The organism is Pseudomonas sp. Sample_21 (assembly GCF_004307525.1).
In the GTDB taxonomy this organism is placed as follows: domain Bacteria; phylum Pseudomonadota; class Gammaproteobacteria; order Pseudomonadales; family Pseudomonadaceae; genus Aquipseudomonas; species Aquipseudomonas atacamensis.
In genome coordinates this window covers 15,794-40,654 of sequence record NZ_RCNZ01000099.1, presented here as the reverse complement: position 1 = coordinate 40,654, position 24,861 = coordinate 15,794, and the positions used below count along the sequence as shown (strand labels likewise).

18 protein-coding genes and 1 pseudogene are annotated in these 24,861 nt (G+C 62.6%); 13 read left to right on the top strand and 6 right to left on the bottom strand.

What is annotated here, in order from left to right; all coding sequences use genetic code 11:
* A pseudogene (locus D8U71_RS28495) lies at positions 1–254 on the top strand (hypothetical protein); the annotation flags it as partial.
* Positions 255–304: 50 nt separating this feature from the next.
* Here the strand turns inward: D8U71_RS28495 and D8U71_RS18550 are convergent.
* A complete protein-coding gene (locus D8U71_RS18550; RefSeq protein ID WP_016770670.1) occupies positions 305–889 on the bottom strand; it encodes a TetR/AcrR family transcriptional regulator in 585 nt (194 codons plus the stop codon).
* Positions 890–1,101: 212 nt separating this feature from the next.
* Here D8U71_RS18550 and D8U71_RS18545 point away from each other — a divergent pair, with 212 nt between their 5' ends.
* The 3 genes from D8U71_RS18545 to D8U71_RS18535 all read left to right on the top strand — a co-directional run bounded on the left by D8U71_RS18545 (position 1,102) and on the right by D8U71_RS18535 (position 4,737).
* Positions 1,102–1,779, top strand: a complete 678-nt coding sequence (locus D8U71_RS18545; RefSeq protein ID WP_130888382.1) for a type 1 glutamine amidotransferase domain-containing protein — start codon at positions 1,102–1,104, stop codon at positions 1,777–1,779.
* A gap of 102 nt (positions 1,780–1,881) precedes the next feature.
* Positions 1,882–3,003: an alkene reductase gene (locus tag D8U71_RS18540; RefSeq protein WP_125927083.1), complete on the top strand. Its 1,122-nt coding sequence runs from the start codon at positions 1,882–1,884 to the stop codon at positions 3,001–3,003.
* Between the two features lie 195 nt (positions 3,004–3,198).
* On the top strand, positions 3,199–4,737 hold the full coding sequence (locus D8U71_RS18535; protein WP_130888381.1) for a cryptochrome/photolyase family protein: 1,539 nt from the start codon (positions 3,199–3,201) through the stop codon (positions 4,735–4,737).
* A 6-nt stretch (positions 4,738–4,743) separates the two neighbouring features.
* Here D8U71_RS18535 and D8U71_RS18530 read toward each other — a convergent pair whose 3' ends face one another.
* The 3 genes from D8U71_RS18530 to D8U71_RS18520 form a co-directional block, all read right to left on the bottom strand.
* Entirely contained in the window at positions 4,744–6,246 is a 1,503-nt protein-coding gene (locus D8U71_RS18530; RefSeq protein ID WP_073476240.1) for a sensor domain-containing diguanylate cyclase, read from the bottom strand.
* Between the two features lie 130 nt (positions 6,247–6,376).
* On the bottom strand, positions 6,377–7,282 hold the full coding sequence (locus D8U71_RS18525) for a LysR family transcriptional regulator (RefSeq protein WP_016774792.1): 906 nt from the start codon (positions 7,280–7,282) through the stop codon (positions 6,377–6,379).
* 234 nt (positions 7,283–7,516) lie between these two features.
* Entirely contained in the window at positions 7,517–8,719 is a 1,203-nt protein-coding gene (locus D8U71_RS18520) for an MFS transporter (protein WP_130888380.1), read from the bottom strand.
* Between the two features lie 285 nt (positions 8,720–9,004).
* Here D8U71_RS18520 and D8U71_RS18515 point away from each other — a divergent pair, with 285 nt between their 5' ends.
* The 5 genes from D8U71_RS18515 (at position 9,005) to D8U71_RS18495 (ending at position 14,835) form a co-directional block, all read left to right on the top strand.
* Positions 9,005–10,285, top strand: a complete 1,281-nt coding sequence (locus D8U71_RS18515; protein ID WP_130888384.1) for a c-type cytochrome — start codon at positions 9,005–9,007, stop codon at positions 10,283–10,285.
* On the top strand, positions 10,282–10,755 hold the full coding sequence (locus D8U71_RS18510) for a (2Fe-2S)-binding protein (protein WP_125927088.1): 474 nt from the start codon (positions 10,282–10,284) through the stop codon (positions 10,753–10,755). The genes D8U71_RS18515 and D8U71_RS18510 overlap by 4 nt, the downstream gene beginning before the upstream one ends.
* Positions 10,752–12,986: a molybdopterin cofactor-binding domain-containing protein gene (locus D8U71_RS18505; RefSeq protein WP_130888379.1), complete on the top strand. Its 2,235-nt coding sequence runs from the start codon at positions 10,752–10,754 to the stop codon at positions 12,984–12,986. Before D8U71_RS18510 ends, D8U71_RS18505 begins: the two co-directional genes overlap by 4 nt.
* Before the next feature lie 171 nt (positions 12,987–13,157).
* Complete coding sequence (locus tag D8U71_RS18500; RefSeq protein ID WP_130888378.1) at positions 13,158–14,270, top strand: alkene reductase; 1,113 nt, start codon at positions 13,158–13,160, stop codon at positions 14,268–14,270.
* A gap of 88 nt (positions 14,271–14,358) precedes the next feature.
* Entirely contained in the window at positions 14,359–14,835 is a 477-nt protein-coding gene (locus D8U71_RS18495) for an AraC family transcriptional regulator (protein WP_130888377.1), read from the top strand.
* 352 nt (positions 14,836–15,187) lie between these two features.
* On the opposite strand, the gene D8U71_RS18490 is transcribed toward D8U71_RS18495, so the two are convergent.
* Entirely contained in the window at positions 15,188–20,437 is a 5,250-nt protein-coding gene (locus D8U71_RS18490; RefSeq protein ID WP_241664240.1) for an AAA family ATPase, read from the bottom strand.
* A 262-nt stretch (positions 20,438–20,699) separates the two neighbouring features.
* On the opposite strand from D8U71_RS18490, the gene D8U71_RS18485 reads away from it, so the two are divergent.
* Positions 20,700–21,689: a response regulator gene (locus D8U71_RS18485; protein ID WP_130888376.1), complete on the top strand. Its 990-nt coding sequence runs from the start codon at positions 20,700–20,702 to the stop codon at positions 21,687–21,689.
* Complete coding sequence (locus D8U71_RS18480) at positions 21,686–22,087, top strand: response regulator (protein WP_241664239.1); 402 nt, start codon at positions 21,686–21,688, stop codon at positions 22,085–22,087. Before D8U71_RS18485 ends, D8U71_RS18480 begins: the two co-directional genes overlap by 4 nt.
* Positions 22,088–22,092: 5 nt before the next feature.
* Here D8U71_RS18480 and D8U71_RS18475 read toward each other — a convergent pair whose 3' ends face one another.
* Positions 22,093–22,695, bottom strand: coding sequence for a TetR family transcriptional regulator (locus tag D8U71_RS18475; protein ID WP_122602717.1), 603 nt, complete (start codon positions 22,693–22,695; stop codon positions 22,093–22,095).
* Between the two features lie 140 nt (positions 22,696–22,835).
* On the opposite strand from D8U71_RS18475, the gene D8U71_RS18470 reads away from it, so the two are divergent.
* Both D8U71_RS18470 and D8U71_RS18465 read left to right on the top strand, forming a co-directional pair.
* Positions 22,836–23,624, top strand: a complete 789-nt coding sequence (locus tag D8U71_RS18470) for an SDR family oxidoreductase (RefSeq protein ID WP_110645344.1) — start codon at positions 22,836–22,838, stop codon at positions 23,622–23,624.
* A 55-nt stretch (positions 23,625–23,679) separates the two neighbouring features.
* Positions 23,680–24,696 (top strand): NADP-dependent oxidoreductase, encoded by a 1,017-nt coding sequence (locus D8U71_RS18465; RefSeq protein ID WP_130888375.1) that lies wholly within the window; start codon positions 23,680–23,682, stop codon positions 24,694–24,696.
* Positions 24,697–24,861: the final 165 nt, after the last annotated feature.

The window sequence follows — 24,861 nt, the reverse complement described above, 5'->3', positions numbered from 1 at the left end:
AGGCAATGAAGATGTTGAATGTGCCGCCGTCTTCGCGAGCAGGCTCGCTCCCACAGTGGATTTTGCGTGTCGCCGGGATTTGGCACACGCCGCGAAAACCTGTGGGAGCGAGCTTGCTCGCGAATGCATTGGGTCAGGCAATGAAGATGTTGAATGTGCCGCCGTCTTCGCGAGCAGGCTCGCTCCCACACTGGGTTTTGCGTGTTGCCGGGATTTGGCACATGCCGCTCCCACAGGGATTGGGGATTGAATGAAGACCGATGGTTCAGCACAAAACAGTGTAGGAGTGAGCCTGCAGCGAGGCTCAGACTTGCAACAACTGCCGGGTCATCGCCATCGAGGTTTCCAGCGACTGTCCGGTGCGCTGCAGTTTGTTCAGCAGGCTGGCGCCGAGCCAGAGCTGATACAGCGTCTCCGCCAACTTGCGCGCATCGCCCTCGGGCAGGCTTTTGTCGGTCTGGCCTTGTTCGATGCATTCAGTGATGCGCGCGACGATGCGTTCGGCGCCGTCGCGCAAGGTCAGGCGCATTGATTCGGAGAGATCGGCGACTTCGGCGCTGAGTTTCACCACCAGGCATTCATCGCCGTGGCCTTCGAGGGTGCAGCGGTTCTGCCAGCCCTGCCAGTAATCCATCAAACGCTCGAAGGCCGTCAGCCCAGGCAATGTCAGGCGGCGCTCCATGTCGGCGAGGTAGTCGACGAAGTAATCCTCGAGCAGCGCCTGGCCGTACAACTCTTTGGATTTGAAGTAGTGATAAAACGAGCCCTTGGGCACGCCGGCGGTCTGCAGGATCTCGTTGAGGCCGACGCTGGTGAAGCCCTTCTCGGCCATCATCCGGTGGCCGGTGTCGAGCAAGTGTTGGCGGGTGTCGTCAAAGGTCGGCTTCATGGTGCGCAAAATTCCAGACAATAGACCAGTCGTATAGTTTTCAGGACCGGGAGTTTGCCATAACCGACGGGCAAAAACATTTTCTGAAAAAATTACTAGACGACTGGTCTAATTGGAAACTATGCTGCGCCCCGACACACAAATTCATGCGGCACCGACAACAAGCGAATCCCTCGCCTTCTGCCGATGCCAGACCAACCCAAGGGTGCTCTATGAAAATCTTGATGGTTCTGACTTCCCACGATCAACTCGGCAACACTGGCAAGAAAACCGGTTTCTGGCTGGAAGAGTTTGCCGCGCCCTACTTTGCCTTCAAGGACGCCGGCGCCGACGTCACCCTGGTATCGCCTGCCGGCGGCCAGCCGCCACTCGATCCGAAAAGCGATGAGCCAAGCGCGCAGACTGCCGAGACCGATCGCTTCCGCGCCGATCCGGCCGCACAACAGGCACTCGCCACCACTGGCCGTTTGGCTGACGTGAAGGCTGAGGATTTCGACGCAGTGTTCTACCCAGGTGGCCACGGCCCGTTGTGGGATCTGGCCGAAGACAAAGCCTCTATTGCACTGATCGAAGCCTTCGACCGCGCCAACAAACCTCACGGTTTTGTCTGCCACGCACCGGGTGTGTTGCGTCATGTGGTCCGCGCTGACGGCCAGCCAATCGTCAAGGGCCGTGATGTCACCGGCTTCACCAATGCCGAAGAAGCGGCGGTCGGCCTGACTGACGTGGTGCCGTTCCTCATCGAAGACGAGTTCCAGCGTCTTGGCGGGCGCTATTCGAAAGTTGCCGACTGGCAGGTGCATGTGGTGGCTGACGGTCAACTGGTCACCGGCCAGAACCCGGCCAGCTCTGCCGCCGTTGCCGTAAAGCTGTTGAAGATGCTCGGCTGAATCCCTCGCTCCAACCCGATCAACGCCGCGTGCGTACCGCCCGGCGTTGTTTTTTTGCCCAGTCACTAGTCGACTGGTCTAATCAGATTCAAGGCTTACTCCATGAATAACGCTTTCTTCACGCCTGCCAAATTGGGCGCACACACCCTGAAAAACCGCATCGTCCTGCCGCCTCTCACCCGCCAGCGCAGCACGCAGCCGGGCAATGTCGCCAACGAGTTGATGGCCGAGTATTACCAGCAGCGCGCCGGTGCCGGTTTGCTGGTCACCGAAGGCACGCAGATCGAACCGCGCGGTCAGGGTTATGCGTGGACGCCGGGCATTCATACGCCGGAGCAGATCGCCGGTTGGCGCAAAGTCACCGAGGCGGTGCACGCCGTGGATGGCGTGATCTTCGCCCAGCTCTGGCATGTCGGTCGGGTCTCGCACACGGCGTTGCAGCCCAACGGCGATGCGCCGGTGTCGGCCTCTGCGGTCGCCACGGACCGCGTCAGCGTGTTCATCGAAACCGCGCCCGGTGTCGGTGAACTGGTGCCGCCGTCCGCGCCGCGCGCGTTGAGCACCGATGAAGTGCAGGAACTGATTCAGCTGTACATCCAGGCCGCGCGCAACGCGATGGATGCGGGTTTCGACGGCATCGAACTGCATTGCGCCAACGGTTATCTGGTCAACCAGTTCATCTCCGCCCACAGCAACCTGCGCACCGACCAGTACGGCGGCTCACTGGACAATCGCTTGCGCTTCTTGCGCGAAGTGGTGGCCGGCGTCGCCGAATGCATTGGCAAGGACAAGGTCGGTGTGCGTTTCGCGCCGTTGTTCACTACCACCGATGAAGCGCGGACATACCTGGGCCTGGTCGAGGAAGATCCGCACACAACTTACATTGCCGCGATCAAGATTCTTGAAGACGTCGGCATCGCCTACCTGTCGATCGCCGAAGCCGACTGGGACAACGCGCCAGCGATGCCGCAGACCTTTCGCCAGGCCGTACGCGACACCTTCAGCGGCGCGATCATTTATGCCGGTCGCTACACCGCCAAAACCGGCGCGCAATTGCTTGAGTCGGGGCTGGCCGATCTGGTTGCGTTTGGCCGACCGTTCATGGCCAACCCGGACCTGCCGGCGCGGATTGCCAATGACTGGCCGTTGAATCAGTTGAATCCGGCGACAGTGTATGGCGGTGGTGCCGAGGGCTACATCGACTATCCGACCTACCCCGCATAAGCACACAACACAAATCCCTGTGGGAGCGAGCCTGCTCGCGAAGGCGGTGTGTCAGTCAGCACTTGTATTGACTGACAGGACGCTTTCGCGAGCAGGCTCGCTCCCACAATAGGATGTCAGTGTCCGCTAAAACCTATACATGACAAGTAAACTGTATAACTATTGGAGTTCGAATCGCTCACCGGATTTCGCTCCATGCCCCCTGCCCACCGCTTGCTCCTGATCCTCGGCGACCAGCTCTCTTTCGACCTGGCCTCCCTGCAGCCACTCGATCCCCAGCACGACCTGCTGCTGATGGTCGAGGTCATGGAGGAAGCGACTCACGTCGCCCATCATCCGCAAAAAATCGCTCTGATCTTCAGCGCCATGCGCCACTTTGCCGAGGCGTTGCGCGATAAAGGCTACCGCGTCCAGTACGTCACCCTCGATGACCCGGACAACAGCGGCTCAATTCCCGGCGAACTACAGCGCTGGCAAACCCTCACCGGCGCCGAAGAGATTCATATCACCGAATGCGGCGACTGGCGCCTTGAGCAGTCAATCAAAGATTCGGGCTTGCCCGTGCACTGGCATTCAGACCGCCGTTTCCTCTGCTCCCGCGAAGAGTTCTCCAATTGGGCCAGCGGCAAGAAGCAGCTGCGCATGGAGTTTTTCTACCGCGAGATGCGGCGCAAGAGTCGGCTGCTACTCAATGGCGACGGCACGCCGGTCGGCGGTGCGTGGAATTTCGATGCGGAGAATCGCAAGGCCCTGCCCAAACACGCCAAACCGCCCTACCCGGCACGTTTCGCCAATGATGCAATCACCCAAGAGGTGCTGGCGTTGGTCGGCGAGCGCTTCGCCAGCCATTACGGCACGCTGGACGACTTCAATTACCCGGTGACCAACGCCGACGCCCAAGCCTTGTGGCAATACTTTCTCGACTATGCGCTGGCCGGCTTCGGTGACTACCAGGACGCCATGGCCAGCGACGAGCCGTTCCTGTTTCACGCGCGGATCAGTGCCGCGCTGAACATCGGCCTGCTCGATTTGCGCCAGCTGTGCAGCGATGTCGAGGCCGCGTACTGGTCGGGGAGCATTGGCCTCAACGCTGCCGAAGGCTTCATTCGGCAACTGATCGGCTGGCGTGAATACGTGCGCGGCGTGTACTGGCTGAAGATGCCGGACTACGCCGAGGGCAACGTGTTTGGCAACTCGCGTCCGCTGCCGGAGTTTTACTGGACCGGGCAGACACAGATGAACTGCATGCGCCAGGCCATCGGTCAAAGCCTGCAACATGCCTATGCCCACCACATCCAGCGGCTGATGGTCACCGGCAACTTTGCCTTGCTCGCCGGGATTGCGCCGAAGGAAATCTGTGAGTGGTATCTGGCGATCTACATGGACGCCTTCGACTGGGTCGAACTACCCAATACCCTTGGCATGGTCATGCATGCCGACGGCGGTTATCTCGGCTCCAAGCCTTACTGCGCCAGCGGCCAGTACATCAATCGGATGTCGGATTACTGCGGCGACTGCGCCTACAAGGTCAAGGAAAGCAGCGCGGACGATGCCTGCCCGTTCAACGCGCTGTACTGGCATTTCCTCATGCGCCACGGCGATATCCTGCGCGGCAATCAGCGCATGGGCATGATGTACAAGAACCTCGACCGCATGCCGCTGGCCAAGCAGGATGCACTGTGGCAACGCGGACAAATGCTGTTGGCGAAACTGGATAACGGCGAAGCTTTCTAGTGCGCCTCAGGCCTGCCCGGCCATCCCGTTGCGCCCCGCCGCTTTGGCGCGGTACAGCGCCTGATCGGCGGTCTGGATCAACGCCGGCAGCGAATCCAGCTGCGCGCCCGTCCCCACCGCCATGCCGATACTCACCGTAATCCGAGCAAACGGACTGCCCGGGTGGGCGATGTTCGCTTGCTGCAAACGCTCGAGCATCAGTTGCGCCACCACGGTCGCCCCGGCGCTGTCGGTGGCCGGCATGATCACCGCCATTTCCTCGCCACCGTAGCGCGCGACCAGATCCGAGGGGCGTCGCACGCAGCCTTCAAGAATCTTGCTGACCGCTTGCAGGCAGGCGTCGCCGGCGACGTGGCCCAAGGCATCGTTGAACAATTTGAAGTGGTCGATATCGATCATCAGCAAGGCCAGCGAGGTGCCGTCACGCTGCGCGCGCCGCGCTTCCACCGTCAGGGTTTCATCGAAACAGCGGCGGTTGGCCAGGCCGGTCAGCGCGTCCTTCAGCGCCAGCAATTCCAGCTGCCGATTGGACGCAAGCAACTGCTGTTGGGCATCGCGCAACGCCTCTTCAGCCTCAGTGCGGCGGCGGATATCAAGGATCAGGAACCAGCCGATCAATCCGGTCAGCCCCAACAGTCCGATCACCACCACCGCCGACAACGCCGCTTCAATACGCCACGCCGCCAGCGCTTCGTCCTTGCCCAGGGCCACGGTGGTGATCAGCGGCAGCGTTTCGCTTTTACGGAATGCGTACAGCCGCTCGACACCGTCGAGGCTGGAGGTGTAGGAGGCAGTGCCGACCGAACGGTCGACGAGGTATTTGGCGTAGATCGGCGATTTGGAGAAGTTGCGGCCCATGTCCTGCTCGCGAAACGGGTAGCGCACCAGCAGCGTGCCATCGGTGTAAGACAGACCGATCGCGCCATCCTGGCCAACGTCGAGTTTGCCGAACACGCGCAGGAAGTTCTCCACCCCCAGCGTCACCGCTACCACGCCAGCGAACTGCCCGCCATCGTCGTTGAAGCGCCGACTGATAGTCACCACCCATTCGTGATTGGCACGGCTCTGGATCGGCGGGCCAATGAACGGCTCGCGGCTCGGGCTGTCACGGTGGTGAATGAAATAGGCGCGGTCGCTACTGTTGGCGCCCTCCGGAATCGGCCGGTTGGAGGACATCAGCCAATGCCCGTTCCGGTCATAGATGATGATGCCGCTGAGCTGTGGCATCAGCGGCTGCTGGCGGTCGATCAGGCTCTGGATGCGCTGAATCTGCGCCGGGCCGTTGCCCTCGGTTTCCAGACGTTCCACCAGCCCGAGCAAGAGCAGCGAGCTTTGCCGGACGATGCCTTCGGTGTAGGTGTTGAGCGCCTGGGTCAGGTTCAGGCCATGCACGTCGACTTCCGCCAGCGCACGCTCGCGCGAAGACCAGACTTTCCAGATCGTCAGCGAAGTCAGGGAACAGCCGATCACCAGCAGCAGGAGCATTACAAGGCGAGTATCACGCTTCACGTCAGTACCTTAAGGAAGTCCGGTATCCATTCCAGCCATCATTCGAACGTCGGCACTCACGGCGGCCACGTGTCCCGGGGCGCAAGCATACAAGCAGTGTGCAGCGGCTGCAGCAACAGAGTGTGCAGTGCTAAGCAGCGGGTTTGAGGATTTCCACGAGAAAATCGATGAACACGTTGATCCGGCTCGATCCACGGTGGTTGGGCAGGTATAGCGCGTTGATGCAACTGCTGGCGCTGCCGGGGTTGACTTCATAGTGTTCAAGCAAGCGCGTCAGGCGTCCGGCGGCGACGTCGTCGCGCACCAGCCAGTCGGCCAGCAGCGCCACCCCGCCACCGCCAATCGCCGCTTCGCGCAGGATGTCGGCATTGTTGCTTTGCAGGCGACCCTGGACGTTGAGCTGAATCGGCTCTTCGTCGCCCTGAAAGGTCCAGTGGTGATGGCTGCCGCCGTAGTCGAAGCGCAGGCATTGGTGCTCGAGCAGATCCCGCGGATGCTCCAGCACGCCGCTGCGCGCCAGATAATCCGGGCTGGCGACAATCCAACGTTGAAAGTGGCCGACGCGTTTGCTGACGATATCCTCGCTGACCACCGTCGAGCCGAGCCGCACTGAAACGTCGATCTGCTCGCTGAGCAGATCGCTGACCTGATCGCTCAGCGACAGACTGATCTCCAGCCCCGGATGACGTTCGAGCAAGCGGCTCAGGTGCGGCGCGATCAGCCGCCGGCCAAACTCCACCGGCACGCTGATGCGCAAGCGACCCTGGGCATCACTGCCACGATCGGCGACCACCGCATCGGCTTCGTCGATGGCATCGAGAATCGCCACGGCTTTCTCGAAATAGGTTTGACCGGCGACGGTCACGCTGGTGTTGCGCGTGGTGCGATTGAGCAGGCTGGCGCCCAACTCGTTTTCCAGCCCCGCCACTTGCCGTGTCACCGAAGACGTCGAAATCCCAAGCTTGCGCGCCGCCGAGGAATAGCCCCCGCAGCGCACGGTTTCAACAAACATCTTCAAGGCCAGCAACTTGTCCATAAGCGGGATCCGGTGGTGAGGGAACGCCACTGATTGTGCATCAGTGCTCGCCACACGTCTTGTATCGTCGTGCTTCAGGGCGCTCTCTGCAAATTGCATGTTCATCTGCTCCTGAAAAAATCGGGAAATCACACCGCCCCCTGTGGGAGCGAGCCTGCTCGCGAATGCATTCGGCCAGGCAGCCATTTATCGACTGACACTCCGCCATCGCGAGCAGGCTCACTCCTACATGATTCAGCTGTGCTCAGCCTTGCGCCCGAGGAACAACGCCAGCGCCAGCGCCGGCAACACCGCCACGGCAACGGCCGAGAGGTTCCAGCCGAAGTGTTCGTACAGCGGGCTGGCGACCAGTGAGCCGAGGGCGCCGCCAACGAAAATGCTGGTCATGTACACCGCATTCAGGCGTGCACGGCTGTGCGGGTCGAGAACGTAGACCTCACGCTGGCCGAGGACCATGTTCAGCTGCACGGCAAAATCCAGCAGCACCGCACAGACCACCAGCCACACGTAACCACTGCCCGGCAACGCGGCGATCAACAGCGACAGCGGCGCCAGCAGCAACGCCACCAAGGTACCGCGACGACCGTGCCCGGCATCGGCCAGACGCCCGGCAATCGGCGCGGCAATCGCACCCACCGCGCCGACCAGAGCAAAGATCGCCACCTGCGCCTGGCTGAAACCGTGGTGACGCATCAGCTCAATTGGCGCGAGAGTCCAGAACAGGCTGAAACTGGCGAACAGCAAACCCTGATACAGCGAACGCTGGCGCAACACAGGAAAGCGTCGGGCCAAGGCAAACACCGAACCGATCAACGCGACATAGGTGGCTTTGTGCGTCGGCACCCGGCGCGGCAATGCCACAGCGGTGATCAACGCGATCACCGCCATCAGTGCCGCCGCGCTGTAAAACACCCCGCGCCAGCCGAACACCTCGACCAACAGGCTCGACAGCGGCCGCGACAGCAGAATCCCCAACAAAAGGCCGCTCATGATGTTGCCGACCACGCGTCCCCGGCTGGCTTCCGGCGCCAAATGCGCGGCCAACGGCACGAGAATCTGCACCGCCACCGAGGTCAGGCCGATCAGCAAAGAGAGCAGCAGAAACAGCGACGGCGAATGAGTCAGGCCAGCACACAGCAGCGTGACACTGGCAGCGAGGGTGAAACCGACTACCAGACGACGGTTCTCCATCAGGTCGGCCAGCGGCACCAGCAGCAACAAGCCCAGCGCGTAACCGAACTGCGTCAGCGAGACGATCAGGCTGGCATTGGCGCTGGACAGGCCGATCTGCGGCGCGATCAGTTCGACGATGGGCTGCGCGTAATACAGGTTGGCGACGACCGCGCCGCAGCAGAAGGCCAGAAACGCGACCATCAGGCCGGAGAGTGAAGCAGGCTGTTCGGCCGGGGCCGCAACGGCAGGGTTGCCCGTAAGCATGGTGACACCTCGTTGAGTTCGGGAAATTTGTGCCAAGGCTACGGCCAGCCGGCGGCCGCGAGAATCCGTGCCACTGGCAACGCACTGATGCGTAGCGCGCAACGTTGCTTGTGGCGCAACGCGCTGTTGCGCGGGCCGGTGATTCTCCGCTGCAAGGGTCTTCTCTACGCTTTGGCCCTGGCGCTGACGTCCGCATCGGCGCCCTTCCCCGGCTGCTACAAGGAGCGTTTCCATGACCCGCACTGCACTCGTCCTGCCACTGTCCGCCGCGTTTTTCTGCCGACCATGAACAGCCATTTGCTCAAATCCAGAACCCTGTGGATCAGCGTCGGCGTGCTCGCGGTGCTCGGTCTGATCGTCGCCGTCGCGCTGATGTGGCGCCCGGCGATCGCGCCAATCAAACGGCCGACGTCATTCGATACTGCGCAGTTGCAACGCGGCGCACGGGTGGTCGAGGCCGGCGACTGCGCGGTGTGCCATACCCGCCCCGGCGGCGAATACCTGGCTGGCGGGCTGCCGCTGGTGACGCCGTTCGGCACGCTGTACAGCACCAACATCACCCCGGATGCGCAGACCGGCATCGGCGAATGGTCACTGCCGGCCTTCGAACGGGCGATGCGTGAAGGCATTGCCCGCGACGGCCACTTTCTCTACCCGGCGTTTCCTTACGTGCACTACCGGCGCATGAGCTCCGAAGACATCGCCGACGCCTATGCCTACCTGATGAGCGGCCCCGCCGTACACGCCCCGGCGCGGCAGAACCAGATGAACTTCCCGATGAACATCCGCCCGCTGGTGTCGTTCTGGAATCTGCTGTTTCTGCATGGCGAGCCGCTCACGCCGCTGGCCGAACACAACGCGGCATGGAATCGCGGACGCTATCTGGTCGACGGCCCGGGCCACTGCGCCGGCTGCCATTCGCCGCTGAACCTGATTGGCGCGGAGAAATCCTCGCAAGACCTTCAGGGCGGCAGCGTCGATGGCTGGGAAGCGCCGGCACTGGTCGGCCTCGGCCAACGCGCCAATCCATGGAATCGCGAGCAATTGGTCGGCTATCTGCGCGCCGATGTGGTCGATGGCCACGGCACACCCGCCGGCCCGATGCGCCCGGTCAGCCTGAGTCTGGCGCGCTTGCCGGCCAGCGAAGCCGAGGCGATTGCCGACTACCTGCTGAGCCTGCAAAACCCGCACGCGGTGAGCGAAACCACCGCGCAAAAGCAGCCAGGTATTCCAGCGGATCACACAACCGGCGCCCTGCTCTTCAGCAGCGCCTGCGCCGGATGTCACGCACCCGCCGCGCCGATGCGCGAAATCGACGGCCGCCCAGGCCTGCAAAGCACTTCGGCGCTGCAAGCGGCCAGCCCGCGCAACTTTCTCAAGACCGTGCTTGAAGGCGTGCCCGCCATTCCCGGCGCGCCCGGCCCGGTGATGCCGCCGTTCGCCGCCAGCCTCGATAACGCCCAGCTCGGCGCACTGGCGGCGTATTTGCGCGAGCAAGCCAGACCCGAGCAGCCATGGACCGACCTTTCTTCCACTATTGAAGCGTTACGTCAGGAGACGAAATGAGCCAGATCACTCTCACCGTCAATGGAGCCGCCCAAGCGCTGGAGCTGGAACCGGACATGCCGCTGCTGTATGCGCTGCGCAATCACTTGAACCTCAACGGCGCCAAGTACGGCTGCGGCCTGGGCCAGTGCGGCGCGTGCACGGTGATCGTCGACGACCAGCCAGTGTTCGCCTGCCTGACACCTTGCGCTGGCCTTGAAGGAAAAAAGATCCGCACCGTGGAAAGCCTCGGCAGCGCAGAGAAACCCGGCCCGTTGCAAGCGGCGTTCATCGACAAGCAGGCCGCGCAATGCGGTTACTGCATCGCCGGCATGCTGATGCGCGCGCAGGCGTTGCTCGAACGCGATCCGCACCCGGACGAACAAACCATCCGCGAACACATGGCCGGCAATCTGTGCCGCTGCGGCACGCACTTGCGCATCATCGAGGCGATCAAACAGGTGGCCGGGCACAACGGGAGCCTGACATGAGCGAAGCAAACGGCTTGAACCCCAGCCGCCGGGCCTTCCTGCGTGGCGGCGCGCTGCTCATGGCCTTCACCCTGATGCCGGTAGCGCGGCGTGCCTTGGCCGATACCGAAGTCGACACCCTCGGCACTGTGGTGCTGGCCCCCGACCTGCCCGGCAGCCTGCGCACCAACCCATACCTCGACGCGTGGATTCGCATCGGCGCCGACGGCATCACCGTGTACACCGGCAAGGTCGAACTGGGCACCGGGGTGAAAACCGCGTTGCTGCAAATTGCTGCCGAGCGTTTGCAGGTGCCGGCCAGCGCAATCAACTTGCTCACCGCCGACACCGCACTGACGCCCAACGAAGGCTACACCGCCGGCAGCCACAGTATTTTCGACAGCGGCACCGCGCTGTACAACGCTGCCGCCCAGGTGCGGGAAATGCTCGTCGAGGCCGCCGCGCGCAACTGGCAAGTCGATGCTGCGCAACTGAGCACTCGCGACGGCATCATCGAAGGGCCGACTGGTCAGCGCATGGCATATGCCGACGCGGTCAAGCATGTCGACGTGCACCAGTACGCCAAGGCGCAATCACCGGCGATGGCTGCGGCCGATTTCAAACTGATCGGCCACAACCTGCCGCGCCTGGACATTCCGGCCAAGGTCAGCGGCGGCGCGGCATTCGTCCAGGACATGCGCCTGCCGGGCATGCTGCACGCGCGTGTCATCCGCCCGCCGCGTCCCGGCTGCACGCTTCAGCCGTTCGATGCTGCGTCCATCGAGGCGTTGAACGGCGTGGTCAAAGTGATTCGCGACGGCAACTATCTGGCCGTGGTCGCCCATGATGAGTGGCAAGCGATCAAGGCCATGCGCGCCGGCATGGAAAGTGCCAAGTGGAGTGGCGGCGAGGCGATTCCCGAAGCCGCCGGGATTCATGATTTGCTCAAGCAATTGCCCTCCAAGCGCTATCCAATCAGCAACAACGGCATTCCCGGCGGCGCGACCGAAACGCGCTTCAAGGCGCGGGTGACCAAGCAATATTTGATGCACGGCTCGATCGGCCCGTCCTGTGCGGTGGCCTGGTTCAACGACGGCGTGCTCACGGTGTGGACCCACACTCAGGGCGTCTATCCGCTGCGTGCCGGTATCGCCGAAATGCTGCGTCTGCCGCCGGAGCGCGTGCGCTGCATTCACACCGAAGGCTCGGGTTGCTACGGCCACAACGGCGCCGATGATGCCGCCGCCGATGCCGCGCTGATCGCCATGCGCCTGCCGGGCACGCCGGTGCGTGTGCAATGGATGCGCGAGCAGGAAAATCTCTGGGAGCCATACAGCTCGGCGATGGTCACCGAAGTCGATGCCGGCCTCAGTCAGGGCCGTTTGCAGGACTGGAACTACGAGCTGTGGACCACGCCGCACAACGAACGCATCGTCAACGCAGGTCGCCTGCTGCCGGCACGCCTGTTGGCGAAACCCTTCACCTCGGCGCCTTCGGTGCCGATCGCCCAGCCCGAAGGTGATGGCGATCGCAACGCGGTGCCGCTGTACGAGCTGGGCGCGACGCGAATCAACATGAACTTCGTCACCACTATGCCGTTCCGCACTTCGGCCATGCGCTCGCTGGGTGCGCACATCAACATCTTCGCGATCGAGGCAGGTATTGATGAGTTGGCGATCAAGGCCGGGCTCGATCCGCTGGCGTTGCGTCTGGCCCATCTGCGCGACCCGCGTGCCCGGGCTGTGATCGAGCGCGTGCGTGACGAAATCGGCTGGCCACACAAGAGCAACGAGCCCGGCGCGGGGATTGGTTTTGCCTTCGCCCGCTACAAAAACATCATGGGTTACTGCGCCCTCGCGGTGAAATTGCGGGTGCATCCGCAGACCGGCGAGATTCGCGTCGATCATGTGGTCACGGCGGTCGACGTCGGCCAGATTGTCAGCCCCGATGGCCTGCGCAATCAGGTCGAGGGCGGCATCGTCCAGTCGGCCAGCTGGACGCTCTACGAAAAAGTCGCCTACGACGCCGGCGGCATTCGCAGCTATGACTGGAGCGGTTATCCAATTCTGCGTTTCACGCAATTGCCGAAAAAAGTCGACGTGCACCTGCTCGATCAACCGGGCGAACCCTTCCTCGGTGCTGCCGAAATCGTCCAAGGGCCAATGGCTGCTGCGCTCGGCAACGCGGTCAGCAATGCCACCGGCCGGCGCTGGCTGAATCTGCCGCTGACTCGCTCGAGCCAACCCGCCTGAGCCACGCCCGCGCTCATCAGCGATGAGCGCGGGTGCCGTTGCGTTGCGCGCAAAGCTGCGTAGCGCCGGCCACGGATTATCAGCCCCGCCACCCCCGGTTAAGTTACCTGCACACCGCGCGGCACCTGGCTGCCGCACTTGAACCCTACTCATCGACATCCGGAGCTACCCATGACCCGTCGCCTGTTTCAACCCATCGCACTCGGCCCTTACACCCTTGCTCATCGCGTGGCGATGGCGCCCCTGACCCGCTCGCGCGCTGGCCAGCCGGGCGACGTGCCGACCGCAATGAACGCCGAGTACTACCGCCAACGCGCCAGTGCTGCGCTGATCATCACCGAAGCCACGCAGATTTCTCAGCAAGGCCAGGGCTATGCGTGGACGCCGGGGATCTACACCGATGCGCAAGTCCACGCCTGGCGCGAAGTCAGCACGGCGGTGCACGCGGCCAACGGTCTGATCTTCATGCAGCTGTGGCACGTCGGCCGGGTCTCGCATCCCAGCTTCCAGCCGGACGCCGGTTTGCCGGTGGCGCCGAGCGCCCTGCCTGTGCCGGGCAAGACCTTTATCGTCGATGAACAAGGCAACGGCGTGTGGGGCGATGTGCCGGTGCCGCGCGCCCTCGAAACAGCGGAAATCGCCGACATCGTCGAAGACTACCGCCGCGCTGCGCGCAACGCGTTGAACGCTGGCATGGACGGCGTGGAGATCCATGCCGGCAACGGTTATCTGCTCGATCAGTTCCTCAACAGCAACAGCAACCAGCGTGATGACGCCTATGGCGGCAGTGTGGAAAACCGTGCGCGGTTTCTGCTCGAAGTGGTCGCCGCCGTCGCTGATGAAGTCGGCGCCGAGCGCGTCGGCGTGCGTCTGACGCCAATGGGCCGCTTCATGGGCATGGGCGATGACACGCCTGAAGCGACCTTCGGTTATCTGGTCGCGGCGCTCAACCAGTGGAATCTGGCCTACCTGCACCTGGTCGAGCCGGCCATGGTCGGCACGGTCAAGGACGAAAACTTCGACCCGCGCTGGGACGCGATCATCGCCCAGTTGCGCCAGACCTGGAACGGCGTGCTGATCCTCGCCGGCGGTTATGACGCTGAATCTGCCGAACAGGCGCTGAACGCCGATCGCGCCGACATCATCGCCTTTGGCCGGCCATTTTTGGCCAACCCGGACCTGCCGCGTCGGCTGCACGACGGGCTTGAACTGAACACGCCGGATCCGAGCAGCTTCTTCGGCGGCGATCAGCGTGGTTACGTCGATTATCCGTTTCACGCCTGAGGCTTGGGCTTCATAACTTTTAAGGTTTGTTTAAGGACTTTAAATAAAGCCTGCGGCCAGACTTTGCCCATCGATCAGGAGAGCCGCCATGAACCCGCAATCGGTGAAGTCAGACCCTTCCTGCCACTCGGCTCGCCCACTGGGCGCACTGTCCGGCTGGCAGGAACGCCGCGCCAAGGCCTACATGCTGCACGATCTGAGCCGCAGCCTGCGCGTCAGCGAGATTGCCGAACATTGCAATCTTTCACGCAGCCACTTTTCCCGGGCGTTCAAGATCGTCACCGGCTGCTCGCCTCAGGAATGGATGCTGAAGATGAAGATCGACAAAGCCAAAGGGCTGTTGCTGACCTCGATGGCGATTACCGAGATTGTTTATGAATGCGGATTTTCCGATCACTCGCACTTCACCCGCACGTTCGGGCGCATGGTGGGGATGCCGCCGAAGGTCTGGCGCCAACTGATGTGCGGAGCGCGGGTGGCGCTGGTGGATGCGGATGTCTGGCGGCTCAGCGATGGGTTGCTGAATTCGACGATGGCCCAGCGGTTGACGGAACTGCGGCCCTGAGTGGGACTTCAAAGGGTTTTGTTCACTCCTCCCTTTTGGCCGCGATTTTTCGCGGCTTTTTTTTTAACGGCGCACCGCCGTTCGGCATTGGAGTGGCGGTGAATTCACCCCTCACCCCAGCCCTCTCCCCGAGGAGAGGGAGCAGATTTGTGTGCTTTTCCAATCCTGAGTTCAACTCGGACTTTCACGTCGGCGTATCTCCCCCAAACACCCCGGTCAGTCCCCTCTCCCTCCGGGAGAGGGTTAGGGTGAGGGGCTTTTGTTTTTGCCAAACCTGAATTCAACTCGGTATTGCACGTCGGCGTATCTCCCCCAAACACCTCGGTCAGTCCCCTCTCCCTCCGGGAGAGGGTTAGGGTGAGGGGCTTTTGATCCTGGCGTCCGGCGCCAGCGGCAGTCTGAAGCAGATCCGCGCGCCCTCTTCGCTGTCTTCCACGCGCAACGTCCCGCCATGGGCGCCAATCACCGTTCGGCAAATCGCCAGGCCCATGCCCATGCCGCTGCCCTTGGTGGTGAAGAACGCATCGAAAATTTCTTCACGCTGATGCTCGGCGATCCCCGGCCCGTTGTCTTGAAAAGCCACGCAGACCTGCCCATCGGACAGCGTCGACTCAATCACCAGGCGCCCGTCAGTCACGCCCTGCCCACCCATCGCTTCCAGCGCGTTGACGATCAGGTTGTAGATCACCTGCTGAACCTGCACCCGATCCCCCAGTACCGGGTCAGCAGCGTTGAGTTGCGTGTGCAAGCTCACCCCGCGATTGTGCACATCGCTGGCCGTCAGTTGCACGACCTCACCGATCAACGCGTCAATCGACACCGGCAATCGTTGCAACGGCGCCTGCCTGGCCAGGGCGCGCAAAGCCTGGACGATCTCGGTGGCACGGGCGCTGTCGGAGCGGATGTCTTCCAGTCCCTGAATAGCCTCGTTGAGATCAGGCGTGTCGCGCTTGAGCCAGCGCAGACTGGCCGAGGCGTTCGATGAAATGCCCAGCAGCGGCTGGCTGATTTCGTGGGCGATCGAGGCCGACAGTTCGCCCATCATTTTCAGGTGCGAGTTGCGCGCCAGTTCCGCCCGCGAGCTGCGCAAATCGGCTTCCATCTGCGCGCGCAAGCGGTTGTCCTCGACCAGTTGCGCGTAGAGCCGCGCGGTCTGCAGCGACACCGCTGCCTGCGAGGCGAGGATTTCCAGCATGGTCAGGCGTTCGGCGCTGAACAGCTTCGGTACCAGGCTGTTTTCCAGATACACCAGACCGATCAGCGCGCCCTGCTTGAGCAACGGCAGGCACATCAGCGAGCGCGTCTGCCGTTGCTGCAGATCAGCGCTGTAGGCTTGCGGGCAGTCGGCGCGGGCATCGTCAAGCACCAGCGGCGTGCGCGTGCGCATGGTCGAATTGAGCACTGAAACCGGCGCGATCTGCTCCAGCGAGCGATCGTTGTCCTGACTGACCCGCACGTTGCCCGCCTCGACATGCGCGGCAGCGGCCAATTGCAACTCACCCTCGGCGACCAACAGCAGCGCGCCGCGATCGGCACCGGCCTGAATCATCAAGTGATTCATCAAGGTCTCCACCAGCCGATCAAGCAACACCTCTTGCGAGACTGCGCGTGCCGCTTCAATGCCGACTTCCAGGTCAAGGCGCCCCCGCGTCACCGGCGTTCCCGCTTCCAGAGAATGCTCGTGCGCCAGAAATGGATGCTGCGCTTCGAGCTGGCGCGCCTTGGCTTCAGCGCCCCACAGCACATAGCAGTCGCGCGCAACACGCAGGTGATGATGCGTGCCGGAGACCAGGCCGTTGGCCAGGCAGACCTCGGCCAGTTGTTCATGTGCCAGTGCTTGCTCATGGATAAATCCGGCAGCGGCCGCCGCGATTTGCGCTTGGTCGAAGCAGCGAATGGCGGCCAGCCCTTCGCCGCGCACGCGGGCCATCGCGCCTTCGATCAGCAGCAGTTTGTTGCTGAAGGTCGAAGGATTGAGCTCGACCCATGGCAGAAAACGCTGCCGTTGCTGCTCCAGTTTCTGCAGTTTTTCGGCAACAGAGCCCGGCGCCTCGGGACTGGCCAGTGCCAAGCTGTAGAACAGGTAGTAATGCGCCAGATCAATGTGCGCCGGCAGCGACCAGGTCAACGCCTCGGCGTCTTCGAAACGGCGCAACGCGTAACGCACTTCGCCGAAATAGAACGCCGACATGCCCGAATACAACCACATCCACAACAGCGTCGGCTGTGAAACGCGGTCGCGATGCAGCGGGCCGAAGCGGTCATGTTCCAAAGCATCCAGCATTGCGATCGAACGAGGCTCAGGCCCATTGCGCAAATCGCTGGCAAACGCCTGTTGCGCCAGCAGAATGCGCTCGATGTCGATGTAGTGAAACTGCCGCACCCAACTCAGGCCGACGTCCAGCTCGTTCAACACGTTTGGCAGCGGCTCGCCCATGAACAGCAGATCGGAGCCGATATGGTTGCAGGCGTAACACGACATGCCCAGATCGCCGCCGGCCTGACCGCACTCAAACGCGGCGAAAGCCTTCTGCCGCGCGTAAGCCATCGGCCGGGTCCACGCGCTGACCTGATCCAGCGCCACCAGCGTGCCGGTGCGCCCCGCCTCATAGCCGTGCAGATCAGTCAGATCAAGCGCCAGTTCGGCGAAAGCAACACCGTCCAGATACTCGCCATAACGGTCGGCGATCATCACGCCGTACCAGGCGAAACCGTAGCCGCTGCTCGGCGTGGTGCCATGGAGCAAAGTCAGTTCGACCATCTTCGCCAAGTGCAGAAAAGCAATGTCGTCCTGCACGAAGAACGAGGCGATCAGCGTGCTCAGCAGTTCCATGGCCATTTCGATTCGCGGCTCATTGGCTTTGGGCAACGCCGTCAACTCAGCGATCCGTCGCGCACCGACCAATTGCCGAACCCGCTTAAACGCTTCGCCCAGTTGCGCCTTCGATGGGTGTCGCTGCAGGTCGATGTCGAGCAACGCAAGACCGGCCAGCGCTTCGCCGATCGCGCCGTGGTAATCGGAATGCAAGGTGCGCAGGCTGGCGCGCAGGCGGTAGGTTTTCGCCCGGTCCAGCACGGTGGCAGCGTGTTCCAGGCAATCGTCGAGACGCTGTTGCGCGCCGGGCAGATCCGCCAGCAACATCGCGCAGTCGGCTGCCAGCCAGCGCGCCGCGAAGGCTTGCGGGTAGAGCTGCGTCCAGCCGTTGTCGCCGAGTAATACCTCGGCGCTGCGCAGATAATCCACGGCCTGCTCGACAGCGGCGCTATCGCGGGCGCGCTCGGCAGCTTCGAGCAATAACTGGATGAACTCAGCGCGTCGAGGCGCTTGCAGCGCATTGCCGGCGCTGCGCTGAATCTGACTGGCGATGTCGAAGACCCGCGCCTGCCGCTGCTCGCCGCTTTGATCGAGCATGGCGGCCGCGATGCGCGCATGCTCAGCCGAACGCCCGGCCGGTGCGGTCAGCGCAGCAGCGGCTTCCAACACTCGATCGTGGGGAAACACCAGTTGGCCCGGCTCGCGCAGGAGAAATCCGGCGCTGACCAGATAATCCACGTCACGCAGCAATTGCGCCGGATCGTCCCCCAGCAAATCGCCCAACAGCGTTTCGTCACAGCGGCCACCGACGTAACCCGCGGTGCGCAACACTTCACGGGCACTGGCCGGCAGACGCTGCAAGCGTTGCACCATCAATTCGGCCACGTTGTCGGCGTAGCGATAGCCGTTCACTTCGGCCTGATCCCACACCCAGCGCCGCGTCGTCGCGTCGAAACGCAGCAGACGCTCGTCCACCAGCGCGCGCGCCACCTGGCTGACGAACAACGGATTGCCGGCTGTTTTGAAATGCACGACGCGGGCCAGCGCCTCGAGGTTGTCGACGTCAGCATCGAGTTCGACCGCCATCAGCTGCGCAACGGCCTGCACCGACAGCGGCCCTAGTCGAAGGTCACTGACTGGCAGCGCGGGTGCTCTGCGCATCTCATCGAGCCAGCCGCCCGGATGCTCCGTCAACTCGCCCTCGCGATACGCCAGAACCAGCAGCAGATGCCGCGTCGGTCGGGCGATAAAGGCTTTGAGAAACGCCTGCGTCGAGTCGTCAGCCCACTGCAAGTCGTCGATAAACAGCAGCAGCGGATGCCCCGGTTGCGCGAAGACTTCGAGCACATCGAGCAGCGCCCGATTGACCCGGTCGAGGGCGTGGCGCGCCGGCATGTTCGGCAGTTCGGCGGTGGCGCCAATCAGCAGTTCGGCTTCCGGCGCCAGGTCCAGCAGCAAGCGGCCACGGCCCTTGAGGGTTTCGCGCAGTTGCTCGGCCAAGGCCTGCAAGGCCAGCGTGGGCTTGGTCAACACTTGGCTGATCAGAGACTGAAAAATCTGCGCCAGCGGCGCGAAAGGCCGGTCATTGTTCAGCAGTTCGATCTTGCCGCTGGCCCAATAACCGGGTGCCTGGCTACGCAGGACTTGCTGGATCAGCGTCGACTTCCCCGCTCCCGGTGCGCCGGCAACCAGCAGCACCCGAGCGATGCCGTCGCTGCGCACGCGCCGGATCTGTTCAAGCAGTTGCTGACGTTCGTCTTCACGACCAAACAGCACATCGCCGCGCGTGGCCGTTGCGCGAGCATCGAAAGCACCGAGGCGGAACGCTTCGATCTGGCCTTTTTTTTGCCATTGGCGCAGGCACCAAGTCAGATCGGCGGCCAGCGATTCGATGCTTTGATAGCGCGCGTCCGGCTCCTTGGCCAGGCCCTTGAGCAGCACATGACAAATGCCTTGCGGCAGGTCGGGTTGGTATTGCGCTGGCGACACAGGCTGGACGGCGGCGTGCACATGCAACCATTGCGAGGCGTCGCGAGCGATCAGCGGCGGGCGCCCGGTCAGCGCCTCGTAGATGATTGCCGACAGCGCATAGACGTCGCTGCGCTCATCGAAATCGACGCCGTCGCGCTGCAGCTGTTCCGGCGCCAGATAAGGCCAGTGTTCCAGGCTCGGCAGTTTGGTCGCCGGCGTTTCCTGCGCGTGGGTGAGAAAGCCCATCAGCCTGACGCTGTCGTCGGCATTGACCAGCAGATGCCAAGGCAATAAACAACCCTGTGGGAGCGAGCCTGCTCGCGAAAGCGGTGGGTCAGTCAGGGGTGATGTCGGCTGGAATGACGCTTTCGCGAGCAGGCTCGCTCCCACAGGGTTTTGCGCTGTTTCCGGATGGCGAGAGTGGACCAGCGCATTCGCGGCGGCGACGGCGATATTCAACACCCGTCCGAGTGGTAAGCCGGCGGCGTCGATCAGTCCAGCCAGCGGCGCGCCCCATTGCGGGTAGACCAACACCGGCCCGTCCGCCGAGCGAATCAGCGCGAGCGGGTTGAGCGCCCACTGCGAAGGCAACTGCAAATGGAAATCGCGCTCCAGCCGCTGGCACAGCGCCGGGCGCTGGATCGGCGCACGCACGGCGAACCAGCTCTGGCCCGAGCGGCCGTCTTCAAGGCTGAACCAGGTCAGTTCATGGTCACGGCGCAGCAGACTGAACCGACAGTTCTCCAGCCATGCTTCATCGAGCATCGGCGCATCGGCCGCGCGGGAAATTGCAGAGGAGGATGGCTGGCCGGGCATACGCATTCACCGCTGGAAATGGGATTCAGGCTGGTGGCGAAGTATACCCAGCGTTTTTTTGCCAGAGGGCCAGCCGCTGCGCTGATGTCCGTCTGCAGCCTCAAGATGGCCGTCCAGAGCCTTGCGCTGCTGTTTCCTGCGCTATAGAAGCGCACGTCTTATCCCTCGGGATAATTGCTTTATGCCAGGCCGTCCCCTAGCGTACGAACCTGATAACCCGGCGCCCGCGCCCTGTCCTTCTCACCGCAACGCAGAGGCCCGCATGATCCGACTCGGCCAAGCCACGATTTCTTTGGAACGGCGCGAAGCCTTTCTCGATGGCCGGCCCTTGCGCATGGGCGGGCGGGCGTTCGAAATACTTTCGGTACTGATGCAGGCCGATGGGCGCATCGTCAGCAAGGACGAGCTGATCAATCAGGTGTGGCCGGACATCGTCGTCGAAGAGAACAATCTGCAAGTGCAGATTTCCTCGCTGCGCAAACTGCTCGGGGAAAAAGAAATCATCCAGACAGTTGCCCGTCGAGGTTACCGATTATTGAAAGACCGCGAACCCAAACTGCCCGTGTTCAACGCCCTGGCCTCGGCGCCGATGGTGGCGCAGCCGCCGTTGGTCGATACGCAATCGGTGCCGGTGTTCATCGTTGACGATGAGGCCTGCGTGCGCAGCGCATTGAGCCGCTTGTTGCGCGCCGAAGGCATCGAGCACCGGATTTTCCAGTCCGCCGAAGAACTGCTCGAGGCCGACATCGCCAGCGGCCCGGCGTGCCTGTTGCTCGACGTCAGCCTGCCCGAAACCACAGGCCTGCAATTGCAGGCAGCGCTGAACGAGCGCGGCTTGCCGTGGCCGGTGATCTTCATGACCGGCCACGGCACGATTCCGATGTCGGTGCAGGCGATGAAGGCCGGCGCGGTGGAGTTCCTGACCAAGCCATTCGATGACGATGAACTGCTCGGCATTCTGCGCAGCACCCGTCAACACGCCGCGACGGCGTTCAATCAATGGCAACGGGTTCAGCACGTGCGGCAATTGGCGGCGCAGCTGACACCGCGTGAGCGCGAGGTGCTGCCGCTGATTGTCGGTGGCCTGTCGAACAAGCAGATCGCCAACCAGTTGGGCACCAGTGAAGTGACCGCCAAGGTTCATCGCAAACACATCATGGCGAAGATGCAGACCCGCTCGCTGGTCAACCTCGTCGAACTCTACGGACTGATCAGCGCTGCGCCTTCGCCTGGCCCATCGAGCCTGTCGTGAGCGGCCCGGCGGGTCGCCCGACGGCGATCGAGAACACCCCACCGACGATTGTCTGCATCGTCGATGACGACGCGTCGGTGCGCAAAAGCCTGTCGAATCTGCTGCGTTCGGTCGGTTATCGCGCGCAGGTTTATGCCAGTGGCGAAGCGTTTCTCGCCGAAGCCGACTTCGCCGAAATCGCCTGCCTGCTGCTGGATCTGCGCATGCCCGGCCTGTCCGGCATCGACGTGATGCGCCAACTGCCGCGACAGTTTCCGGTGATCTGCATGTCCGCCCATTGGGACGAGGCGGCGCTGGCTGAGTCCGGGCATTACCAGGCGTTTGAATGCCTGTGCAAACCCTTCGAAGAAGAGGTTTTGCTGGCGGCACTCGATAAGGCCCTGCACCGCCAGCACTGATCGCTTCAGCTGTCCTGCGTGTCTTGTTCCGCAGTTTCGATCGCGGGCAGCGACTCAGTCATCGAAGCGTGACACACCGCCAGAATCTCATCGGCCAGCGCCGAGTCATCCGGGCAGGCGCGCGACAGCATGATCGCCCCGACGGCGCGGGCCAGCAGGTCGATCATCCGGGTCCTGCCCTCACCTTGCGGTGCATCCGCTGCCGTCGGGTATCTCTCGCCGAGCGTCTGCAACGTGCGCTCGATGCCTTCAGCGAACGCCGCTTTCACGTCCCCGGACTGCCGCGCCGCATCGCCGCACAACGCTGCCATGGTGCAACCGGTGGAACGGCCGTCACGATGCTCGCGCGACACGTACACGTCGATGAAATCCTGCACGCTCATGCTTTCGGCGGCGGCCGTGGACTGCGCCAGGCTGTTGGCCGACGCTTCGGCCATCAGGTCGGCCTTGGAGCCGAAGTGTTTGTAGAAACCGCCGTGAGTAAAACCGGCGGCCGCCATCAGGTCAGCCACGCCGACCCCGTCATAACCGCGTTCGCGGAACATCACTGAAGCGGTTTCGACAATGTGCTCGCGATTGGCCTGAGCCTGAGCCTTGGATACGCGCATGTTGAATACCTCCAGCGCTGAAAATTCATCGGCCGATGATACATAGATGTTGGCCATAATCAAAACCGTTGACAGGTTAGATTTCGATCATCATCCTAAAGGTCCGCAATCAGTCTTCAACTGACAAAAGAGCCCACACCATGACTACTCGCCCTACTGTTCTGATCACTGGCGCCTCCACCGGCATCGGCGCCGTCTACGCCGCACGTTTCGCCCAACGCGGGCACGATCTGGTGCTGGTCGCCCGTGACCAGTCGCGCCTGGACACCCTTGCTGCCGGTTTGCGCGCTGAACACAACGTCAATGTCGAAGTGCTACAGGCCGACCTCACGCAACTGAGCGACCTGCAAACCGTCGAGGCGCGTCTGCGTGACGACGCGCGCATCGGTATCCTCGTCAACAATGCCGGCGCGGCGCAGTCCGGTACCTTCATCGAGCAGAGCACCGACAGCGTGGCGCAACTGGTCGCGCTGAACACCACGGCGTTGGTGCGTTTGGCCAGTGCCATCGCCCCGCGTCTGGCCAAGGCCGGCGACGGCGCGATCATCAACATCGGCTCGGTGGTGGGCCTGGCGCCGGAGTTCGGCATGTCGGTGTATGGCGCGACCAAGGCGTTCGTACTTTTCCTCTCCCAGGGCCTGAGCCTGGAACTGTCGCCACAAGGCGTGTACGTGCAAGCCGTATTGCCTGCGGCCACCCGCACGGAAATCTGGGACCGCGCCGGTATCGACATCAACACCCTCACCGACATCATGGAAGTCGGCGACATGGTCGACGCCGCGCTGGTCGGCTTCGACCGTCGCGAAGTCGTGACCATCCCGCCGCTGCACGAAGGCGAGCGCTGGGATGCCTTGCAAGCGGCGCGTCAGGGGCTGTTGGGGCAGATTCGCCAGTCGGCGGTGGCGCAGCGTTATCTGACTCAGGCCTGACCTCATCCAGACCCGCCGCTATGCCGGCGGGTTTCTACCGACAAGAGCATCCGCAATGAAGGCATTTTTCATCGAGCGCTACGGCAAGCAGAACGGCCGGGTTGGCGACCTGCCCGAACCGCTGGTTGGCGCTCACGACGTGCTGATCGAAGTGCGCGCCAGCAGCGTCAATCCGCTGGACCTGAAGATTCGCAGCGGCGAATTCAAGATGATCCTGCCCTATCAAATGCCTTTGATATTGGGCAACGATTTCGCTGGTGTGGTGCTCAGCACCGGTGCGGCGGTCAAGCGTTTCAAGCCGGGCGATGAGGTTTATGCGCGTGCGCCTGAAAACAGGATTGGCACGTTTGCCGAACGCATCGCTGTCGACGAACAAGCGATCGCGTTGAAACCCGCCAATCTCGCCATGACCGAGGCGGCTTGCATGCCGCTGGTGGCGTTGACGGCGTGGCAGGCCCTGGTCGAAGTCGCCAACGTGCAAAAAGGCCAGAAGGTGCTGATTCACGCCGGTTCCGGTGGCGTTGGCACGGTCGCCATTCAACTGGCCAAACACCTCGGCGCTTTTGTTGCGACTACGACCAGCACGGCGAATGTCGCGTGGGTCAAGGCGCTGGGCGCTGATGTGGTGATCGATTACAAGCAGCAGGATTTCGCCATTGAGCTGCGCGACTACGACGTGGTGCTCAACAGCCTCGGCGGCGATGTCCTGGAGAAATCGTTAAAGGTGTTGAAACCGGGCGGGCAACTGATTTCCCTGTCAGGGCCGCCGACTGCGCAGTTCGCTCGGGAGCAGGGTTTGTCGTGGCTGCTCGGGCTGGTGATGCGCCTGCTCAGCAGTGGTATTCGGCGCAAGGCACGCAAACACGGGGTGGGTTATTCGTTTCTGTACATGCGTGCCGATGGCGCTCAGTTGCAAAAAATCACTGCATTGATTGAGGCAGGAGTGATCAAACCGGTGGTTGATCGCACTTTTCCGTTCGATCAGATAGCTGACGCGTTGCACTACGTTGAACAAGGTCGGGCCAAGGGCAAGGTTGCCATCGTGATCGATCCTGAAACGCCCTCACCCTAACCCTCTCCCAGAGGGAGAAGGAACTGACCGAGCTGAATGCGCGAGTAACGCCGACCTGAGATACCGAGTCGAACATATATCCCAAAAAGCCCACAAATCAGCTCCCTCTCCTCGGGGAGAGGGCTGGGGTGAGGGGTGAATTCAGCGCGGTGTTTGTATATGTGC

Excerpts from the sequence above, each read along its gene's own strand:
- D8U71_RS18550 (WP_016770670.1), bottom strand. The coding sequence starts at position 889 with ATGAAGCCGACCTTTGACGACACCCGCCAACACTTGCTCGACACCGGC.
- D8U71_RS18545 (WP_130888382.1), top strand. The coding sequence starts at position 1,102 with ATGAAAATCTTGATGGTTCTGACTTCCCACGATCAACTCGGCAACACT.
- D8U71_RS18540 (WP_125927083.1), top strand. The coding sequence starts at position 1,882 with ATGAATAACGCTTTCTTCACGCCTGCCAAATTGGGCGCACACACCCTG.
- D8U71_RS18535 (WP_130888381.1), top strand. The coding sequence starts at position 3,199 with ATGCCCCCTGCCCACCGCTTGCTCCTGATCCTCGGCGACCAGCTCTCT.
- D8U71_RS18525 (WP_016774792.1), bottom strand. The coding sequence starts at position 7,282 with ATGGACAAGTTGCTGGCCTTGAAGATGTTTGTTGAAACCGTGCGCTGC.
- D8U71_RS18520 (WP_130888380.1), bottom strand. The coding sequence starts at position 8,719 with ATGCTTACGGGCAACCCTGCCGTTGCGGCCCCGGCCGAACAGCCTGCT.
- D8U71_RS18515 (WP_130888384.1), top strand. The coding sequence starts at position 9,005 with ATGAACAGCCATTTGCTCAAATCCAGAACCCTGTGGATCAGCGTCGGC.
- D8U71_RS18510 (WP_125927088.1), top strand. The coding sequence starts at position 10,282 with ATGAGCCAGATCACTCTCACCGTCAATGGAGCCGCCCAAGCGCTGGAG.
- D8U71_RS18505 (WP_130888379.1), top strand. The coding sequence starts at position 10,752 with ATGAGCGAAGCAAACGGCTTGAACCCCAGCCGCCGGGCCTTCCTGCGT.
- D8U71_RS18500 (WP_130888378.1), top strand. The coding sequence starts at position 13,158 with ATGACCCGTCGCCTGTTTCAACCCATCGCACTCGGCCCTTACACCCTT.
- D8U71_RS18495 (WP_130888377.1), top strand. The coding sequence starts at position 14,359 with ATGAACCCGCAATCGGTGAAGTCAGACCCTTCCTGCCACTCGGCTCGC.
- D8U71_RS18490 (WP_241664240.1), bottom strand. The coding sequence starts at position 20,437 with ATGCCCGGCCAGCCATCCTCCTCTGCAATTTCCCGCGCGGCCGATGCG.
- D8U71_RS18485 (WP_130888376.1), top strand. The coding sequence starts at position 20,700 with ATGATCCGACTCGGCCAAGCCACGATTTCTTTGGAACGGCGCGAAGCC.
- D8U71_RS18475 (WP_122602717.1), bottom strand. The coding sequence starts at position 22,695 with ATGCGCGTATCCAAGGCTCAGGCTCAGGCCAATCGCGAGCACATTGTC.
- D8U71_RS18470 (WP_110645344.1), top strand. The coding sequence starts at position 22,836 with ATGACTACTCGCCCTACTGTTCTGATCACTGGCGCCTCCACCGGCATC.
- D8U71_RS18465 (WP_130888375.1), top strand. The coding sequence starts at position 23,680 with ATGAAGGCATTTTTCATCGAGCGCTACGGCAAGCAGAACGGCCGGGTT.